The sequence below is a fragment of the SAR202 cluster bacterium genome (assembly GCA_016872285.1).
GTDB lineage: Bacteria > Chloroflexota > Dehalococcoidia > Lucifugimonadales.
In genome coordinates, this window is record VGZZ01000010.1 from 1 (window position 1) to 17,857 (window position 17,857).

At 59.8% G+C, this 17,857-nt stretch carries 17 protein-coding genes; 14 read left to right on the forward strand and 3 right to left on the reverse strand.

Going from position 1 to position 17,857, the window contains the following annotated elements; all coding sequences use genetic code 11:
* From FJ320_04400 to FJ320_04410, 3 genes are all read right to left on the reverse strand, one after another.
* Positions 1-477, reverse strand: a 477-nt coding sequence (locus FJ320_04400; GenBank protein MBM3925215.1) for a lysine 2,3-aminomutase, incomplete at its 3' end; no start/stop codon positions are given.
* A 257-nt stretch (positions 478-734) separates the two neighbouring features.
* Positions 735-1,757, reverse strand: coding sequence for a hypothetical protein (locus FJ320_04405; protein ID MBM3925216.1), 1,023 nt, complete (start codon positions 1,755-1,757; stop codon positions 735-737).
* Between the two features lie 11 nt (positions 1,758-1,768).
* Positions 1,769-2,779 carry a D-alanine--D-alanine ligase gene (locus tag FJ320_04410; GenBank protein ID MBM3925217.1) on the reverse strand — a complete coding sequence of 337 codons (1,011 nt, stop codon included), beginning with the start codon at positions 2,777-2,779 and terminating at the stop codon, positions 1,769-1,771.
* A 481-nt stretch (positions 2,780-3,260) separates the two neighbouring features.
* Here FJ320_04410 and FJ320_04415 point away from each other — a divergent pair, with 481 nt between their 5' ends.
* From FJ320_04415 to FJ320_04480, 14 genes are all read left to right on the forward strand, one after another.
* On the forward strand, positions 3,261-3,701 hold the full coding sequence (locus FJ320_04415; GenBank protein ID MBM3925218.1) for a hypothetical protein: 441 nt from the start codon (positions 3,261-3,263) through the stop codon (positions 3,699-3,701).
* 89 nt (positions 3,702-3,790) lie between these two features.
* Complete coding sequence (locus FJ320_04420) at positions 3,791-4,423, forward strand: hypothetical protein (protein MBM3925219.1); 633 nt, start codon at positions 3,791-3,793, stop codon at positions 4,421-4,423.
* Between the two features lie 63 nt (positions 4,424-4,486).
* The gene (locus FJ320_04425; protein MBM3925220.1) at positions 4,487-6,778 is read left to right on the forward strand and encodes a c-type cytochrome; all 2,292 of its coding nucleotides are present in this window, start codon (positions 4,487-4,489) and stop codon (positions 6,776-6,778) included.
* 64 nt (positions 6,779-6,842) lie between these two features.
* The gene (locus tag FJ320_04430; GenBank protein MBM3925221.1) at positions 6,843-7,283 is read left to right on the forward strand and encodes a transcriptional repressor; all 441 of its coding nucleotides are present in this window, start codon (positions 6,843-6,845) and stop codon (positions 7,281-7,283) included.
* Between the two features lie 28 nt (positions 7,284-7,311).
* A complete protein-coding gene (locus FJ320_04435) occupies positions 7,312-8,370 on the forward strand; it encodes a zinc ABC transporter substrate-binding protein (protein MBM3925222.1) in 1,059 nt (352 codons plus the stop codon).
* Positions 8,367-9,149: a metal ABC transporter ATP-binding protein gene (locus tag FJ320_04440; GenBank protein ID MBM3925223.1), complete on the forward strand. Its 783-nt coding sequence runs from the start codon at positions 8,367-8,369 to the stop codon at positions 9,147-9,149. Before FJ320_04435 ends, FJ320_04440 begins: the two co-directional genes overlap by 4 nt.
* Entirely contained in the window at positions 8,857-9,957 is a 1,101-nt protein-coding gene (locus FJ320_04445) for a metal ABC transporter permease (GenBank protein MBM3925224.1), read from the forward strand. The genes FJ320_04440 and FJ320_04445 overlap by 293 nt, the downstream gene beginning before the upstream one ends.
* A gap of 65 nt (positions 9,958-10,022) precedes the next feature.
* Positions 10,023-10,208: a hypothetical protein gene (locus FJ320_04450; GenBank protein ID MBM3925225.1), complete on the forward strand. Its 186-nt coding sequence runs from the start codon at positions 10,023-10,025 to the stop codon at positions 10,206-10,208.
* A gap of 14 nt (positions 10,209-10,222) precedes the next feature.
* Entirely contained in the window at positions 10,223-10,744 is a 522-nt protein-coding gene (locus tag FJ320_04455; GenBank protein ID MBM3925226.1) for a hypothetical protein, read from the forward strand.
* Positions 10,745-11,037: 293 nt separating this feature from the next.
* Complete coding sequence (locus FJ320_04460; protein MBM3925227.1) at positions 11,038-13,128, forward strand: MFS transporter; 2,091 nt, start codon at positions 11,038-11,040, stop codon at positions 13,126-13,128.
* Between the two features lie 354 nt (positions 13,129-13,482).
* Complete coding sequence (locus tag FJ320_04465; protein ID MBM3925228.1) at positions 13,483-14,673, forward strand: amidohydrolase; 1,191 nt, start codon at positions 13,483-13,485, stop codon at positions 14,671-14,673.
* A gap of 68 nt (positions 14,674-14,741) precedes the next feature.
* Entirely contained in the window at positions 14,742-15,290 is a 549-nt protein-coding gene (locus tag FJ320_04470; GenBank protein ID MBM3925229.1) for a hypothetical protein, read from the forward strand.
* 257 nt (positions 15,291-15,547) lie between these two features.
* Positions 15,548-16,600 (forward strand): Ldh family oxidoreductase, encoded by a 1,053-nt coding sequence (locus tag FJ320_04475; protein MBM3925230.1) that lies wholly within the window; start codon positions 15,548-15,550, stop codon positions 16,598-16,600.
* A 139-nt stretch (positions 16,601-16,739) separates the two neighbouring features.
* Positions 16,740-17,855: a hypothetical protein gene (locus tag FJ320_04480; protein MBM3925231.1), complete on the forward strand. Its 1,116-nt coding sequence runs from the start codon at positions 16,740-16,742 to the stop codon at positions 17,853-17,855.
* The last annotated feature ends 2 nt before the right edge of the window (positions 17,856-17,857 follow it).

The window sequence follows — 17,857 nt, forward strand, 5'->3', positions numbered from 1 at the left end:
GTTGCCGCCGTCCCACTCGCGTTTGCGCGTGCAGTGACGGCACAACAGCGGGCAGATGTCCGTTATGACAAAAAGCGCCCGGTCAGGGTACCTGTGCACCAGCCCGGGGACCGGCGAATCGTCCCGCTCGTCCAGCGGGTCGTCCTCACCCGCCTCGGGGTGAGTAATCTCTTCAAAGGATGGCAGGGACTGCAGCAATACCGGGTCGTTGGGGTCGTCGGCCTGGACCAGCGACAGGTAGTAAGGGGTTATGGAAAAGGGGTACTTGACGCTGACCAGCTCCAGCTGCTTCCTCTGAGTCTCCGTAAGCGGATAGACTCTAGCCAGCTTCTCAACGTTATTGAACCGGTTCCTGAAGTGCCATTTCCAGTCGTCCCACTGCTCCTGGGTAGGCTTTAACGCCTCCCAAATGCGGTCTTTTAAGGTAAGTTTGGGCCTACTACCCGGAGGCTCCTTGATTTGGGTTATGGTGGTCATCAGACTATTCCTCTTTCTTGCTTTTTAGGCCGCGGCCAACGTGCAGGGTTCCACAGGGCAATTCAGGAAGTCAGGGCGTCATTCCTTGCGTACCTCCCCCGCTAAAAATCCTGCGTAAGGCAAACCAGGAATCCCCTATATCATGAAAGTCAGGTATGACGCTCACTTGGATGTATCCCGATGAGCGATAAAACCCCCGGGCGGGACGGTATTTCCGGGACGGCCAACTATCAGCGGCCGCCATTTTCTCGGCCTTCCTATGAAGCGCGTATCGCGGCGTCATGGCTATGAGATCTGGCTCCTTCTAGAGCAAGCTCCATAATTTGTCCCACCAGGTCCTTATATGTCATCTCGCAGGTCCTGGACTGCAAAGCCAGGCCCGCGCCGGGGGATAGGTCCGGGTTTGGGTTCACCTCCAGGAGATGCAAGCGTCCCGCGACGTCCCCCCTAAGGTCCACCCTGGCGTAATCAGGCGCCCCGACGATCCGGTGGGCCGACAGGGCCATCGCCTCGATTTCCCGCATTGTCTCCTGCTCCACCAGCGCCGGGCAGACCGGCGTCGCCTTCTTGTATGCCGGGTCGCTGGTTGTCCACTTCGACGCGTAGGTCAGTATGCGAGGACCAGGATAGTCCTCAGCGTAAACAATCTCAGACGGCGGCAAGACCCTGGGGTTTTTCCCTCCAAGAATGGAAGCGTTAAACTCCCGGCCCGGCAAGAACAGTTCCACCAGCGCGGGCTGCCGGTACGTCTCGACTATAAACTCAACCTGTCGATCCAGTTCGCTGACGTTATATACAACGCTGGAGAAGTTGCAGCCCTGGGAGGCATCCTCCCGTGCCGGCTTTACGATCACTGGGAACTCCAGGCGGAACTGCCCTGGTTCCACTTTCTCGAACACCTGGTAATCAGCCGTCAGCACACCAAAGGAGCGCAGCCGCTCCTTGGTCCTGGCCTTGTCCAGACAGAGCGCGAGGGTGGAAGAAGCCGCTCCGGTAAAGGGCCGGCCCATATCCTCCAGCACTTCGGCTAGCTGCCATTCAGTATCGGAATCGTCCCCGAAGCCCTCAAAAAGATTAAAGAACACGTCCGCGTCGCAGGCGCGCAGCTTTTCAACGGCGCTAGCCAGCGGGGGCTCCAGTCCCAAAAGGGTTGTGGTATAGACCAGGGCGTCCAGCGATTCCTTGATGGCCGCCACTGACTCCATAACGCCGGCAATGGCCGCCTTGTCGCCGCGGGTCCACCGTTTTGAGGGAGCAGGCTGGTTATAAATGACCGCCACTCGCAACGTGGTTATTTCACACCTACCAGTTCACAGCGTTCCAGGGCGGCTTCCAAGATACCCCCAATTAACTGGTTGTAGCTTTGGCCCATGAGTCCTGCCATAATCGGCAAGTCGCTATAAACCGGCGATAACCCCGGCAGGGGATTCACCTCAAGAAAATAGGGTCGATTTTTTCCATCGACCCGGAAGTCAAATCGCGCCATGTCTCTGCATTGCAGTCCTTTATGCAAAGCCAGCGCCATGCCCTCTATCTCCTTCAGCGTCTGCGGGGGCAAATGCGCCGGACAGCGATACGACACCAGCCGCTGCCAGTCCCGTTTCACCTCCAGCGTATACATGAAATTGTCCCCCGCGCCGTTGCGCGGCACCACCTCCATAACTCCTGCCACCTGCGGCGGGCGATTTCCCGTAACCCCTACTGTTATCTCCTTGCCGGCGATGAACTCTTCCACCAGAGCGGGCTGCCTATACATCCTATGTACGGCTTCAACCGACGCCGCCAGGTCTTCCAGATTTCCCACTTTAGAAGTGAGCCGGATACCCTTGCTGGAACCTTCAAAAGCTGGCTTGACAACCAGAGGCAGGCTAAGTCCATCAGCTAGGGCCAGGTCAACGGCCTGCGTATGATCTAAAACAGCGTAGCGCGGCGTCCTGACTCCCAGGGACTCGGCCACTCTCTTGGTGAGGGGTTTGTCCAAACAAAGCGCCAGGGTCAGCGGGTCAGCCCCGGCGTATGGGATCCTTAGCATCTCCAGGACGCCGGGCACCTGCGCTTCACGGCTTCGATAGGTGCCGCGGCCTTCGGAAATGTTGAAGACAAAGTCTACCTTCTCGTTCAGGACCGACTGCAAAAACTCGATCCCGCCTCCCAGACGTACCACCTTGTGCCCCAGCCGCTCAATTTCGCCAGCCAGGGCGTCAATGGTATCCGGAGGGTCACACTCCTCGGTCTCGTCCTCCGGAGCGCCCGGGCGTACCTCTACCGCGGTCTTCAGGTCGTAGGTGAGCCCTATCTTCAACGTCCTCTCCTCAATTAGTTTTCTATGGCGTTGGACTATGCGAAAACAGAGAAGGACATAGGTATAGAAATTTGCCGGGGCTTAAACCTGAGGTAGGACGAGGGACAAAGGGAGAGCGCTAAACGATTGGAACTCTTAAAAAATGGAGCAATGGATATCGAAAGAAAACGGGGCGTGAGTACACTGTCCTTCAAAATCTGGCCTGCGTTCGCCGCTATGTTACCTGGCCACCGCCGAGATACTTTCATCTCAGCCCAGTTTTTTCTTTCTCCTGAAGGCAGTGAAATAGTACTAAAAAAACCTTGCCACAATATACCACCGTTGTCAAGGCATTTATCATCGATTTTATAAAAGTGCCAGGACAGATTTTATACCAGTTTTTTAATCGGCCATTTCCTCTGACAAACCTTCTTTACGGTCTCCTTATCCAGGCAGTATATCCTTCCATCCAAAGTTGCGCTATAATTTTATCCATGCCACTATGACGCGGACCTTTATACATAAACTCTTCCATGGTCTTGGCAAAGTCGGAGCGGCGTCCATAGCCGCCTCCCTTATCCTGACGTCCTTCGGTCCCGCCCTGGACCACCACTTCCCGGAACGCAACCCCTTCCACCTCCACCTATATCCCCACACATCCTCACCGCCCTCCTCCCATTCTCACCCCTACCAGGCGCCTCACAGCCACACCGCCCATAGCCACGACTCCCCCGAGTCCAACGCTTTTTCCAGCGAGACGGTGTATCTCTCACCATCAGACGGTATTAGCCGTGCTGTCTCCATGACTCCTCCCATCCCTGCCGAGCAAGCTCCCATGTATTCTGACGGCGGCATCGCCGACAATCTGTTCCCCCTCCCATCTGACAATCTTCTTCAGTACACCAGCCACATATCCCTGGCCAAGAAGCCGCCTCGATCCTGAGCTCCTCTTCCCTCTTCCAGAACCCTTCGGAGGCAATTAGCCGCTGAAGGGTGATTGCCACACACATTTATATATAGAGGAGCCGTCCTATGTTTTCGTGGAATAGACCTGCTCTTGCCGCTGTCCTCTTAGCCCTCCTGGTCCTGGCGCTCAACCTCGCCGTCGTCCAGGCCCATGAGCGGCGAAACGTTGGTCCCTACAAGTTCGTCGTCGGCTGGGATGCGGAACCAGCTTACGAAGGCCAGAGGAACGGCGTTGGCGTGCGCATCACCGCATCCAACACGACACAGCCCGTCGAAGGCGCCCAGGAAACCTTGCAGGTGGAAGTGACCCACGTCCCTTCGGGTGCCAGGCAGACTTCACTTATGCGCGCAGTCTTTCGAGACCCCGGCCACTACACCGTGGACATCCTGCCGACGGCCCCCGGCCAGTACCGCTTCCGGTTCTTCGGCACGGTGGGCGGCACGACGGTGAACGAGACCTTCGAGTCGGGTCCTAACACTTTCGACGACATGGAGGCCATAGACGCCATCCAGTTCCCCGAAAAGCTGGCGTCCCTCCGCCAGATCGAAGGCGCGGCCCGCGGCGCCCAGACCGCCGCCTCCGAAGCTGATGACAAAGCCTCCAGCGCTCAGGTCTTGGCCGTGGCTGGCATCGCCTTGGGCGTAATCGGCCTCATCGCCGGCGGCGCGGGCCTCTGGCTCGCCTTGCGCAGAAAATAGTTTTAAGAAAAGCGGCCAGGCACGCGCGTGCCTGGCCGCTTTATCTGTAACCGCGGGGTGCCTATGAAATTCTCTTTATTGACCCCTACACGAGTTGTTCTAGCAGCCCTTTTGCTGGGTCTGGCCGCCCTCTTCTCGCTTCCCTCCGCCGCGCCCGCCTCTGCCCATGCCAACCTCATCCAGTCCGGACCTGCCCCTGACTCGGTCCTGGACTCGACTCCGGCCGGCATTACCTTACGGTTCAGCGAGCCTATCGCTCCGTCCTTCAGCTCTATCGAAGTCCTGAACGCCGCGGGGCAGCGCGTGGACCAGCGCGCCCTGCGATTCGACGCCAACGACTTGACGCTTATGGCGCTGGACCTGCCTGTCCTGCCCAACGGCACCTACACCGTCGTCTGGCGCAACCTCTCCACGGTGGACGGCCACTCGGTCAGAGGCAGCTTCGCCTTTTCCATCGGCGAGCCGCTTACACCCCAGGAGCCGGTGGAATCCGAGCCAGGGTTGTTTCAGTCTCCAGCCTCGCCTCCGATACGATGGCTCGTTCTCCTAAGCGGGATGGTCATGGTTGGCGGCTTGGCTTTCTACACTCTGGTGTTGTCGCCATTCTTCTCGAAAAACTCCACAAGCCCACAAATACGGAAACTCGGCCAGTCCCTAAAATCCCAAGCGCTGAAAACTTCGCTTCTGATGGCGCTCCTCTTTCTCGCAGCTTCCGCAGCCCAGCTCTTGGTCCAGGCCTCCACAGCCGCCGACACGACCTTCCTCAAGGCCTTCGGCAGTCCCCTGCGTACGGCCCTTCGCGACACCGAATGGGGCCATCTTTGGCTTTGGCGGACTGGACTGGGCCTTGCCCTTGTCCTCACCCTGGGCTGCCTATCGTTTAAAGCCTTCCAGTCCTCCGACGCGAAACGTGAAAGCATCCGTGTATATCTCGAAACCTTCGGCCCCTACCTGGCCCTGGCCCTTGGCTGCGCCTCCCTCTTCGCCATCAGCATGGCCAGCCACAGCGCCGCCCTTACCGATATTAAGGCCGCCGCGGTCTTCACCGATTACAGCCATCTGCTGGCTTCCGCCTTCTGGGCCGGAGCCCTGGTCCATCTGGCCCTGGCCCTGCCCCTCTTCTTTAAGTCCCTCAACCCCTCGGAACGTCAGACCGCCCTGGCCTCCCTGACGCCTCGATTTTCCATCATCGCGACCTTGAGCGTCGGGACGCTCATCATCACCGGCCTCTACAGCGCCTGGATGCACGTCGGCTCCTTTTCCGCTGTCGACACTCCCTATGCATACACCCTTATCGCGAAGACTGTCATTATCCTGCCTCTCCTCGCCTTCGGCGCCCTCAACATCCTCTGGGTGCGCCCTCGATTAAAGGGTAACTCTGCGGCCAGCCTCTGGCTAAGAAGGTTTGTGATAGGCGAAACCGTCCTGGTGGTCCTGGTGGCGCTGTCCGTCGGTTTTCTCACAAGCCTGGAGCCCGCCAGGCAGGCGGACGAGTCCGACGGCGTCTCAGGCGCGGGCATACGGTTGAGCGACACCGTCGAGGGCATCAATGTCACCCTGCGCGTCGAGCCTGGGCAGATAGGCGTGAACCGCGCCTCGGCGGAGCTTCGAGACGCCGGAGGGACGCCCGTCGGCAACGCGTCGCAGGTGGAGGTCACCTTCGCTTATCTGGAGGCCGACGTCGGCGCGTCGACTCTAACCCTATCCAACCAGGGCCGCGGGATTTACGTCTCGGACTCCGCCTTCCTCAGTCTCCAGGGCCAGTGGCAGGCTGAGGTGACAGTCCGCCGCCCCGACGCCTTTGATACCCGCACCGCCTTTCGATTTGCTGTCGCCGCTCCGGGCCAGGCTGTCGGTGGCGCCGCCCCGGAAGAGGACATCGCCAGACTGCTTCTGGGCATCGAGATCATTTTGATGGGAGCGCTCTTCGTATCGGTGGGCATCGCCGTCGGCGGCTGGTTTACCGGCAGGGGGGCGGTCCTTGTGGGGCCGGGCGTCGTGGCGGCCATCTTCGGGGTCTCACTAATGTTCAACAGCGGCGCTTTCTCGGACGAGGAAATAACCACAGGCCCCTTCCCGCCCAACGCCGAGTCGCTGGCTAAAGGCAAGGCTTTATACCAACAGCACTGCATCGCCTGCCACGGCGTCGGCGGCCGGGGCGACGGCCCCGCCGCCGGCGGACTCAGCCCGCCTCCCCTGGACCTGACGGTACACGTGCCCCTGCACACCGCCCAGGAGCTGCTCGGCTTCATCGAAAACGGAATCCCCGGCACCGCCATGCCCGCCTTTGACGACGTACTCTCATACGAAGAGAAATGGCACCTTATCAACTACATCAAGTCTCTGGCCGAATGAGCAGATATTGACATGCGTGCGAGAAATCATGTAATATGTGGATAATTGAGAGTATGTATCAATAATGGTCTCAGAAAAGCACATAACCATCTCCCAGCTTGAGGAGCCTTTCGCCCGCCGCACCTCCTCCCGCCGCGCCGTCCTTGACGCTGTCGCCGCATGGCCCGGCCACTTCTCCGCCGAGGAGCTTTGCAAGACCGTCCCCCGCGCGGGCCGCGCTACCGTCTACCGTACCCTGGCATCCCTGCAAGAAGCCGGCATCCTCTGCCGCGTCATGGTAGACAACGGCTCGCCACGATACGAGTTGGGCGGCGGCAGGCACCACCACCATCTGGTCTGCGTCGACTGCGGCCAGGTACAGGACATCGCCGGCTGCGGCCTCGACGATTTTGTCGAGCGCGTGTCCCGGCGCTTCGGCTACGAGACTGAGGGCCACCGACTGGAGGTCTATGGACGGTGCGCCAGGTGCCGCGATACTAACGGAAAAGAAGGAACACCGCCTTAAATCTTAGCCTCTCTTTTTTTGAAGTTTAGTGATACTACATCTCATTAATAAGGAGACAGCATTGTCCACTCTCGCCGGTCATATAAAACGTCACAGCCTACGATTGCTGGCATCTTTCCCTCTCGCACTTTGCCTACTGGCGGGCCTGGCCCTGTCAGCCTGCGGCGATAACGGCTCCGCCCGCGCGTCCGACAAGCTAAAAATAGTCACCACCGCCAGCTTCATTGATGACTGGGTCCGGGAGGTGGGCGGGGAGCGGGTGGACAGCTTTAGCCTCATCCCCCTCGGCGCCGACCCCCACACCTACCAGCCAGGCGCCGGCGATGTCAGCCGCTTAGCAGACGCTAACATCGTATTCAAGCTCGGCCTCACTTTCGAGTCCTCAAACTTCGACCGCCTGCTGGATAACACCGTAACCGACAAAACAAATCTTGTCGCTCTAGGCGAATCGGTGCAGCCTATACCCTTTGAAGAGACTCACGAAGAGCACGTGGACGAGGAGGAGGCGGAACACGATGAGGAGGAAGAGGAGGGCGAACATGAAGAAGAGCATGGCAAATTCGACCCCCATTTCTGGTTTGACCCCTTAAAGGTTAAGGATGCGGTCAGCAAAATCGCCGACACGCTTTCTCAAGCCGACTCTGACGGCGCCGCCGTTTACTCGCGGAACGCTGGCCGCTATATTCAGCAGCTTGATGAGCTTCATGAGTGGATACGGCAGCAGGTGGCGCAAATTCCCGTGGAGCGGCGGCTTTTGATAACCAGCCACGAGAGCCTGGGATACTTTGCTCACCGGTATGAATTTGAGGTGGCTGGCGCCATCATTCCAAGCCTGAGCACAGAGCAGGAGCCATCGGCCCAGGCCATTGCCCACCTCGTGGAAGAAATAAAAGAACACAACGCGCGCGCCATATTTGCCGAAAGCACCCTCAGCGACCGTCTGGCCCAAAATATAGCCCGCGATGCTGGCGTCAAAGTGGTCACTAAACTCTACACCGAGTCCTTAGGCCCCTCCGGGAGCGGCGCCGATACATATATAAGTATGATGCGTTACAATGTTCAGGCCATTGTGCACGCCCTGAAGTGAACTCCCAAAATGGCAGCAAGCCCCTCGCCGTCGAGGCCAGAGACCTTGTAGTTGAGCTGGGGGGCGTACGCGTGCTGGAGAGCGTCAGTTTCGGCGTGAAACAGGGCGTGCTTATGGGCGTGGTCGGCCCCAACGGCGCGGGCAAGTCAACGCTATTCAACACCATTGCCGGGCTGGTCGCTCCACAGCATGGACAGGTGCTAATTCACGGCCATGCACCCCAGCGAGTCCGAGGGCCCCTGGCCTACGTGCCCCAGCGTGAGCAGGTGAACTGGCGATTTCCCCTCACCGTGTGGGATGTGGTGCTGCTGGGCCGCTGCTGCAAAATCGGCGTTGTTCGCCGCCCGGGCCGCGCTGACCGGGAATTAGCCATAGTGTGTCTGGAAAAGGTTGGACTCCTGGATAAACGCCTGGCCCTGGTCTCCCAGCTTTCCGGCGGCCAGCGGCAGCGGGTCTTTGTCGCCCGCGCCCTCGCCCAGGAGGCCGATGTCCTTCTGCTGGACGAGGCCTTCAGCGGCATCGACGTCGGCTCCCAAGAAGGTCTTGTGGAAGTCCTCAGGACTCTTCGAGACGAGGGCAAGACCATCCTCACCGCTACCCACGACCTCACCAATCTCGCCCGCCGTTTTGATGAGGTTCTGTGTATTAACCGCCATATCTGCGCCTGCGGTCCGCCGTCCCAAGTTTTCACGCCCGCGGTCCTGGAGGAACTGTACGGGGCCCATGGGATGCTCTATACCAACCCTTCGGTTGAGCAAGGTCATGGACACCATAGTTAATTATCTGGCCGATCCTTTTCAGTACGGCTTTATGGTGCGGGCCTTAGTCGCCAGTGTGCTGGTGGGAATCCTCTGTCCCCTCCTGGGCGGCTACGTGGTGACTCGCGGCTTTGCCTTTATGGGCGACGCCCTTTCCCATGCCATTCTCCCCGGCGTTATCGCCGCATTCATCGTCGGCGTGAGTCCCTTTATCGGCTCCGTTCCCGTGGCCATAGCCCTGGCCCTGCTCATCGGATTTGTTGTCCAGAGAACGGGTGTCAGCGAAGACACATCCATCGGCATTCTCTTTGCCAGCCTGTTCGCCCTCGGCCTTGTGCTCCTGTCCCTCAACGACGGCCTGAGAGTGAATCTGGAGGACCTTCTGTTAGGCCAGGTACTTGGCGTTTCCACGGCGGACATTTTCGTGACTGTGGCCCTGGCGGCCCTGGTAATTCTGCTGCTTTTCCTGTTCCACAAAGAGATGGTCTTCACCAGCTTCGACCCCGTGGGGGCAAAAGTTGTGGGTCTGCCCACAGCGGCAATTGACTACTTGCTGGTGGCCCTGTTGGCCCTAGTCATAGTCATCTCGGTCCAGACAGTGGGCATAGTTCTCGTCATGGCCATGCTGGTCACACCCGCCGCGACGGCCTATCTGCTGGCGGGGCGCTTTGTGGGCGTGATGCTCTTGGGCGCCGTCCTGGGAATGGCGTCGGCTATTACCGGCCTCTATCTCTCCTACTATTTGGACTTACCATCCGGCGCTGCCATGACCCTTGTAGCTACCGGCGGGTTTACCATCGCCGCGATTTTCAGGAAGAGAACCGTTTAACCTATCGCGGGTAAATGGCGGGCTAAGGCCCTCCAAAAAGGCCCAATAAACAACAAGGAGAGGATATGCAGTTCTACAACGTAAAGACTCGGAAAAAGGTTGATGTGCCGGACAGCAGGATCAAAAAGGTGGTCCTGAAGCGTAAGACCGGCGGGCAGACCTATGCCGCCACCGCGGAAGACAATGGCGTCAAAATATTCAAGATTATCAGCAAGGCTCAGTACGATTCTCTAAAAGCCGCCAAAGGATAGGGTGTCAATTAGCCATGTGGTGGTTTAAGAGGGCCGCTTTCCATAAGGCAGAGCCGCAATCCCAGATAATGCATCCCTGGTATCTGGATTACGAGCTGGTGGAAGAGCCTATAAGAGGACTGGTCTGGAGCCTTAATCATACGGACCTGGTGGAAACCCTCTCATCCTGCTGCGGACATCCTGAAAATGAGGAATGGGCTGCCAACAGCAGGGTAGGGTATGTCCTCTATCGGGTGATACGGCCCTCTTTGTGGAAGGTGGTTTTGACGGAAATCCAGAAAGCCAGCGCTTCTTGGAGCGCCGTGGAACTTTTAATAGGGGGACGCAGGGAACAGTCTATGGCCTTCCAGGCTAGACCTTCCGACCCGGAGCGGATCAGGGATGCCTTATACAGGGCCTACCGCCAAACGGAGACAATTGTGGCCCGCCATCTAGACCCGGACTGCTTGTCTCTGAGTCCTGGCGCTAACCTCGTCAACAATTTGTCTAAGACGGCCCGGGTGAGACCTTTGGACAATTTCACAGCATCAAAATAGAGTTCTTTGCTTCATATGATGGGGTTAAGCCGGGCCGGCACCTGGTTTGCCCTCTCTAACTGGCTGGGAGCCGACCTCCCTCCCAGCCGGTTTTCTTTTTCCTACGGTCTTCCCCTAGCGTGAGTCCCACCATCGGCGGCTTTGTATATACAATGCATACCATCTCCCACACTTATCTCAGAGTAAATAGCCGCTGATGCTCGTCCAAAACCCTGGTTTAGATGTTATAATTCCACAGGCTGGCGCCTCTTAGAAACTTGCGCGCCGGCCTATTTTTTTAGACCTCAGGCTTTATGGCTTTCCTCCCTTTCTTACAACCTGCGCCCTCCCTCTCCCCAGAGGCACGGGATCGCGCCCTGCGGCTCGCTACCTGGGAGGGCGTCGCGTCGATTGGCTTCGGCAGCATCATCACCAGCGGGTTCCTGGCTGCCTTCGCCCTTGCCCTGGGCGCCAACAACTTCCAGGTCGGCATCCTGGCGTCCCTGCCCTTCCTCACCCAGCTCCTCCAGCTCCCTTACATCCTGGTTATCGAAAAACTCCGCCGCCGAAAGATCATCGCCGTACCCACCTGGGCCGCCGCCCAGCTTATGTGGTTTCCCATAGCCCTTATTCCCGTTCTGATTGACACCCCCGGGGACCTGGCGGTGTCCGCGCTCATTGTCCTTATAGGCCTTCGAGGCGTTGTCAACTCAGCCACCAACTGCGCGTGGAATAGCTGGATGCGAGACCTTATCCCCCAGCAAATCCTGGGGCTGTTCTTCTCACGAAGGCTCGCCTGGGCCACCCTGGCCGCCGCGGTCTTTGGCCTGTCCGCCGCCTTCTTTGTCGACTACTGGAGCGACCGCAACCCCGCTGAAGACGAGGTCTACGCTTACACCCTAGTCCTGCTCTTCGGCGCCGCCTTTATGGGCATGACCAGCCTTTTCTTGATGACGCGTATCCCTGAGCCTCAAATGTCCCCCGCCGAAGGAAAGCCCCTCTCCATTCGCGAAGCCTTGACTGTCCCGCTTAGGGATAAAAATTTCCGGCAGCTTCTAAAATTCCTCTTCTGCTGGGGCGTAGCTCTCAACCTCGCTACCCCATTTTTTGCCGTCTATATGCTCAACGAGCTGGACTACCCCGTGTCCGCCGTCATCCAGCTTAGCGTCTTAAGTCAGATGGCCAACGCCCTGTCCCTCAGGATGTGGGGCCTTCTGGTGGACCGCTTCAGCTCCAAGACTGTCCTGTCCATGGGCGCCTCCCTTTACGCCCTGGTCATCCTCGGCTGGGCCTTAAGCACCCTGCCCGAAGGCTACTCCGCCACCCTTCCTATCCTCGCCGCCCTCCACCTCATGGCGGGCGTCGCCGCCGCCGGCGTGTCCTTGGGAATCAGCACCATCGGCATGAAGCTGGCGCCCCAGGGCCAGGCCACCTCCTATCTCACCGCCGCCTCCCTCGCCACCAACATCGGCACTGCCATCGGCCCCCTCCTGGGCGGCCTCTTCGCCGACTTCTTCAGCGTTCGCGACCTTCAAATAAACTTCTCCTGGACCAGCCCTGCCAGGAACATAGACCTGGGAATCGTTCATCTCAACGGCTACGACTTTCTGTTCGTTATCGCCTTTATCCTGGGAGTCGGCACCCTCAATCTCCTGAGCACCCTCAAGGAGCAGGGAGATGTCAGCAAAGAGGAGGCCCTCGGCGCGCTGATGGCCCACACCCAGGACACCACCCGGGCCGTAAGCTCCGTCCCCGGCCTGGGCTTCGTCGCCAGCTTCCCTTTGACTCGATTGGGCCGGGTCCCCGGCCTGGATGTAGCCCTTGGCGTGACCGCTTACCAGGTGTCGGAGACCCTGCGCACCGCCGCTGCCGCTGCCGCCCGCGGCGGCCGGGCCACGGCCAGCATAAGAAGCCTGGTCGGTGATACGGCTAAGGAGTTGGTGGAAAGCATGGGCCACGTCGGCGTCCACGGCTACCAGGTCGCGCGGCACGTGGCCCGGGGCGCTATGCACGCCTCCGACGAGGTCAAGGAGGAGGTAGGCCATGCCGCCCATCAGACCATGGTCAGCGTCTTCGACGTACTGGCCGAGGGCGCCAAGGCCGACCATGAGCAGGTCCTATGGGGCGCCGCCTATGGCCTGCTGGAAGGGGCCGAGGAGATTGGCGCCGACCTCTTCGACACCGCCGGCCAGGCCCTCAAAAGCGCCAAGGAAATCGCCGAGCAGACTGGTCTTGAGCCCGACGCCGTCGCCAGCCAGGTCGCCACCGGCCTCTCCCTCGCCGCCCGCGCCCGCGGCCCCGAGGCCGTAGCCAAAGTCGACGCCGCCATCAAGCAGCATGAGGAGTCCTCCAACTCCACGGAGGCAGACAAGAGCGGGCCGTCTCACACTGACAGCAAAGGGTAAGTACGCGCATCATTGGGGCCGGGATGCCCTTGTCACATCTGGTCCCCCCTCTTCTCCTATTTCAAGGGAGAAGAGGGGGATAGGGGATGATGAGGTGATCCTTCATATCTCTTACCCTTCCAGCAGGCTGTACTCAGTCCCGATGCAGTCGGGAAAGGGGCCAGGGGATGGAATCCCTACTGAGGGGAGGTCTGCTTTTTCATGTTACCTGGTGATGGAATCGTGAGGCCCAACGCCCCCTTTCCTGCAAACCATCCTTCACCCTAAGTTGACAACGGCCTTCCCCTTGCTATATTAAAGGTTGCGCACAACGACAGAAAATAAACACCTAGGCAGCAAATAAGGAGGCTATCCTTGAAGTACAACGTCATCTCCGGCGATTCGCACGTAGATATGAGCTGGCTACCCGGCGACCTCTTCGTCAAAAATTGCAGCAAACCCAAGCTTCGGGATCTCATGCCACGCATCGTCGAGACCAAGGACGGCCTTCGATGGATCGCTGAGAAGGACAACGTCCTCGGCGTCGCCCAGTCCGCCGGATTCGAGTTCATCAAGCCCCAGCCCGGAAGATGGCGCCGCACCGACAAGATGCTGGCCGCCGGCTTCTACGACGGCCCCGCCCGCCCCGTCGACCCAGAGCTTCGCCTCAAGGACATGATGACCGACGGCGTAGACTGCGAAATCCTCTACGGCATCACCGGCGCAGGCAAGAACCTCCACCAGGACGATGTCATCGCCGAGGTCTACCGCACATACACCGACTGGGCTAATGAGTTCGCCGGCAGCTATCCGGGCCGCTGGTATGTCCTCGCGCCCCTGCCCTTCCACGACGGCAAGCTGGCCGCCGCCGAGGCCCGGCGTGCCTCCAAGCTCAAGTACGTCCGTGGCTTCGACCTCATGGCCAGCCAGTGCAAACATCCCATCTACGCCCGTGACGGCTATTGGGACGAGCTGTGGGAAGTCGTCAACGACACCGGCCTCTCCATCTCATCCCATCTTGGCGGCGGGCGCATCCCTGTCCAGGACCCGCCCGGCGGCAGCACCGCCTTCGTCATTGAAGGCCGCAAAGCCAACCAGAACGAGATCGCCTGGCGCGGCGTCATGGGCGCGCTGGGACAGCTCAGCGGCGTTCAGTATATGTGCGCCTTCCTCATGAACGGCGCCTGCCAGAAGTACGAAAACTTTAAGTTTGTAATGGGCGAGGCCGGCACTGGCTGGATACCCTTCATCCTCAACCGGCTGGACCACGCCTACAGCGAGCAGTACTTCGAGAGGATTGTCAAGAACCCGCCCATGCCTGAGCCGCCCAGCTACTACTGGGCCAGGCAGGGCTACACCACCTTCCAGGAAGAGCCCAGCGCCGGCCAGCTGGCCCACCTCGTCGGCATCAACAACGTCATGTGGGGCAGTGACTATCCCCACCCCGACAGCACCTGGCCCGATTCCCAGGAGGTCATCCACGAAGCCCTGGGTAACCTCAAACCCGCCGACTTGAAGAAAGTCCTCCGCGACAACGCCATTAAACTCTACAACGTGGGCAAGTAACCCTGTCCGCCACGCCGCCCCGACCGCCGAAAGGCTTCGGGGCGGCTTTTCTTTTTAGGGGGCGCCCTGTGCCCTTCCCAATCTACATCACCACTATCTTTGCTTTACTGACTGCTATCCTTTTCTCGCTGTCTATCGCATCCGCCAACGGCATCCACCCCAGCAGCGAGGAAATCTTCAACGGCCCCATAGGCCCTTACACCGCCCGCGTCCTGGCCGTCCGGCAGGGCAGCCAGTTCCACCTCACCATCGCCATAGTCGACACCAGCAGCGCCATCCTCCCCTCGCGCCCCACCGTAGTCGTGCGAGGCCAAAGCGTCGCCGAACCCGGCCTTACCATCGGCCCAGCCACTGCCGAGCCCTCCAGCGCGGGCGAGCAGTGGCATACCGTCACCTTCCCGGCTCCCAAGCCCAGCCAGTGGCGCTTCCACATGACCATCAACGGCCCTCTGGGCCAGGCCTCTACCAACTTTGAAGGCCCCATCCGCGAAGGCGGCGGCTTCAACTGGTTTTACCCCATCGCCGCCATCGCCGCCCTGGCCGGCGCTTGGGGATACCTTGCCTGGCGTAGAAACCAGGCCTTGAAGAAAATAACCCGCCTCAAACAAAGCCCCTAATCTTGCCGGCTGTTATTACTGCGATTCGCCTCTTGCGAGATTCACGGAGCCAGTCATTTTCCGCGATGGCTGGCTGTGGAAGAATCTCCTCAAGTTCTCCCCCTTCGGCCTGGAGGGCGAAGAGGGATTAAGGGGATGAGGTCGTGCCAAATGAGAACAAGGTTAACTATTTCCAATAAACAGCCCTCATAAAACCGCACCTTGCGCCCCCGCGCTTCCACCACTACACTTTCCCCCATCCTTCTCTGAGGCCTCTCATGCCTATCAATCTGGTCACCATACCGCTCAATCAGTTGGACGACTTCACCTACCGATGCTTCCGCGCCATGGGCGTCCCCGACGACGAAGCCCGCATGTGCGCCAATGCCCTCATGCAAAGCGAGCTCCACTGCCTCCCCGGCCAGGGCCAGGGCGTCCGACGCCTTCCCAACTACTACGAGCGCATCACTAAAGGCCACGTCAAGCCCGGCGCCCCGTTCCAAATCGTGAAAGAAAGCTCTGCCCTCGCGCTGGTCGACGCCCATAACGGCCTCGGCTCGCCCATCGGCCAGAAATCAATGCGACTCGCCGCCAAGAAAGCCAAGGCTTCGGGCGTCGGCACCGTCATCGTCAGAAACAGCACCCACTACGGCTCCTCCGCCGTCCACGCCCGCATCGCCGTCGATAACGACTGCATCGGCATCGCCATGACCAACGCCGGGCCCGAGATGGCCCCCTGGGGCGGCAGCCAGGGCCGAGTAGGCACCAACCCCTGGGCCATCGCCGCGCCCACCGGCGGCCCCTTCCCCGTTGTCCTCGACATCGCCCTCACCACGGCAGGCAAAGGCATGATGCGATGGTACGCCCGTGAGGGCAAGAAGATGCCCCTGGACTGGGCATTGACGCCTGACGGCCACGAGACCGACGACCCCAACGCCGCCATGGCGGGCGCTCTTTTGGGCATCGGCAGGCACAAGGGCTACGGCCTCGCCATGATGACCGACGTGTTGACCGGCGTCATCAGCGGCGGCGGCTTTGGTCTCGCGCCCTATTCCGGCCCGATTCAAGACTGCTCCCACACCTTCATCGCCCTGGACATCGCCTGGTTCATGCCCGTGGCCGAATTTAAGTCGCGAATGGACGCCTTCGTTAAAGAGGTCAAGTCCAGCAAGCGGCGCCCGGGCTTCGACGAAATCCTCGTCCCCGGCGAGTTCGACTACCGCCAGGAGCAGCACTTCCGCAAGCACGGCTGCCAGATAGACCCTGTAATAGTTGAAGAGCTACGCCAACTAGCCAAAACATTGAAAATAGACTCCCCATTTAAGAAATAGAGATCCCAATATGTCATTCTGAGCGAAGTCGGTACTCCGACGTAGTCGAAGAATCTGTTCTGACGGCTGACACGCTACACTCTCACGCGATACGTCAGGCCGGATCCCTCAATCTCTCAGCGTGACAAAAGCAGGCCACATGCCCCAACTTCTTTTCCCCCTCGCCAAACAGGTGGGCCGAGTGCCCTCCATGACCCTGCCCCTGGATGCCAAACAAGATGCCCGATTCAAGAAGCTCATGGAAGAAGCGGTCATGGTGGACCTCCACGAGCACCCCATGGTCCTGCCCGACGACATGACAAACATCATCGAATACCTCCGCGTCGGCGACTACGATTGGGGGTATCAGGCCGCGGAGCATGGCGGCTGGGCCGCGGTGGCGACGGCCAACTGCTTCCGAGGCATGGCCAAAAACCGCGAGCTATCATATATCTCCTTCGAAGACCTGGCCGACGAGGTCGGCATGATGGTGGCCCACATGGTCCAGCACAAAGACTCGGTGGTCAAGGTCACTACCGCCGACGAGATCCTGAAAGCCAAGGCCTACGGCAAGGTAGGCTTCATGCCCACCGTCGAGCACATGGCCCTCGGCGACCAGATCCAGCGCGTCGATACCCTCTACGCCCTCGGCGTTCGCATCGCCGGCCTCACCTACAACCTCCAGAACAACCTCGGCTCGGGCCTCACAGAGCGCCACGACGCCGGCCTCACCAAATTCGGCATCGACGTCGTCCACCGCATGAACGACCTGGGCGTCGCAGTGGATGTGTCCCACGCCGGCATGCAGACCGCCCTGGACGCCGTCAAGCACTCCAAGGCCCCCATCCTTTTTAGCCACAACGCCGCCTACACCCTGCGGCCCACCTGGCGCACTCGAAAGGACGAGGAACTGAAAGCCTGCGCCAAGAAGGGCGGGCTGGTGGCCGTCACCGCCGTACCCAACTCCCTCAGCGACGATCCCAAGCACAATATCAATGTCGTCCTCGACCATTACGATTATCTAGTCAAACTCCTGGGCATCGACCACGTCGCCATCGGCACTGACACCCTCATCGGCGACCACGTGGCGTATCACAAGCTCATGCTGCCGGGTATGCTGCGCCAGTACCCCGTGCCCTACCTGGACGGCCTCGAGTCCCCAGCCGACGGCAAAAACCTTATCCGGGGCTTCATCCTCCGAGGCTACACCGACCCCCAGATTAAAAAACTCGCCGGCGAAAACGCCCTCAATTTCCTCAGAAGGACGGTAGGTTAGTT

Bases quoted from the DNA above. Each gene is read 5' to 3' on its own strand.
- FJ320_04415 (MBM3925218.1), top strand. From the start codon at position 3,261: ATGACGCGGACCTTTATACATAAACTCTTCCATGGTCTTGGCAAAGTC.
- FJ320_04420 (MBM3925219.1), top strand. From the start codon at position 3,791: ATGTTTTCGTGGAATAGACCTGCTCTTGCCGCTGTCCTCTTAGCCCTC.
- FJ320_04425 (MBM3925220.1), top strand. From the start codon at position 4,487: ATGAAATTCTCTTTATTGACCCCTACACGAGTTGTTCTAGCAGCCCTT.
- FJ320_04430 (MBM3925221.1), top strand. From the start codon at position 6,843: ATGGTCTCAGAAAAGCACATAACCATCTCCCAGCTTGAGGAGCCTTTC.
- FJ320_04445 (MBM3925224.1), top strand. From the start codon at position 8,857: ATGTCCTTCTGCTGGACGAGGCCTTCAGCGGCATCGACGTCGGCTCCC.
- FJ320_04450 (MBM3925225.1), top strand. From the start codon at position 10,023: ATGCAGTTCTACAACGTAAAGACTCGGAAAAAGGTTGATGTGCCGGAC.
- FJ320_04455 (MBM3925226.1), top strand. From the start codon at position 10,223: ATGTGGTGGTTTAAGAGGGCCGCTTTCCATAAGGCAGAGCCGCAATCC.
- FJ320_04460 (MBM3925227.1), top strand. From the start codon at position 11,038: ATGGCTTTCCTCCCTTTCTTACAACCTGCGCCCTCCCTCTCCCCAGAG.
- FJ320_04475 (MBM3925230.1), top strand. From the start codon at position 15,548: ATGCCTATCAATCTGGTCACCATACCGCTCAATCAGTTGGACGACTTC.
- FJ320_04480 (MBM3925231.1), top strand. From the start codon at position 16,740: ATGCCCCAACTTCTTTTCCCCCTCGCCAAACAGGTGGGCCGAGTGCCC.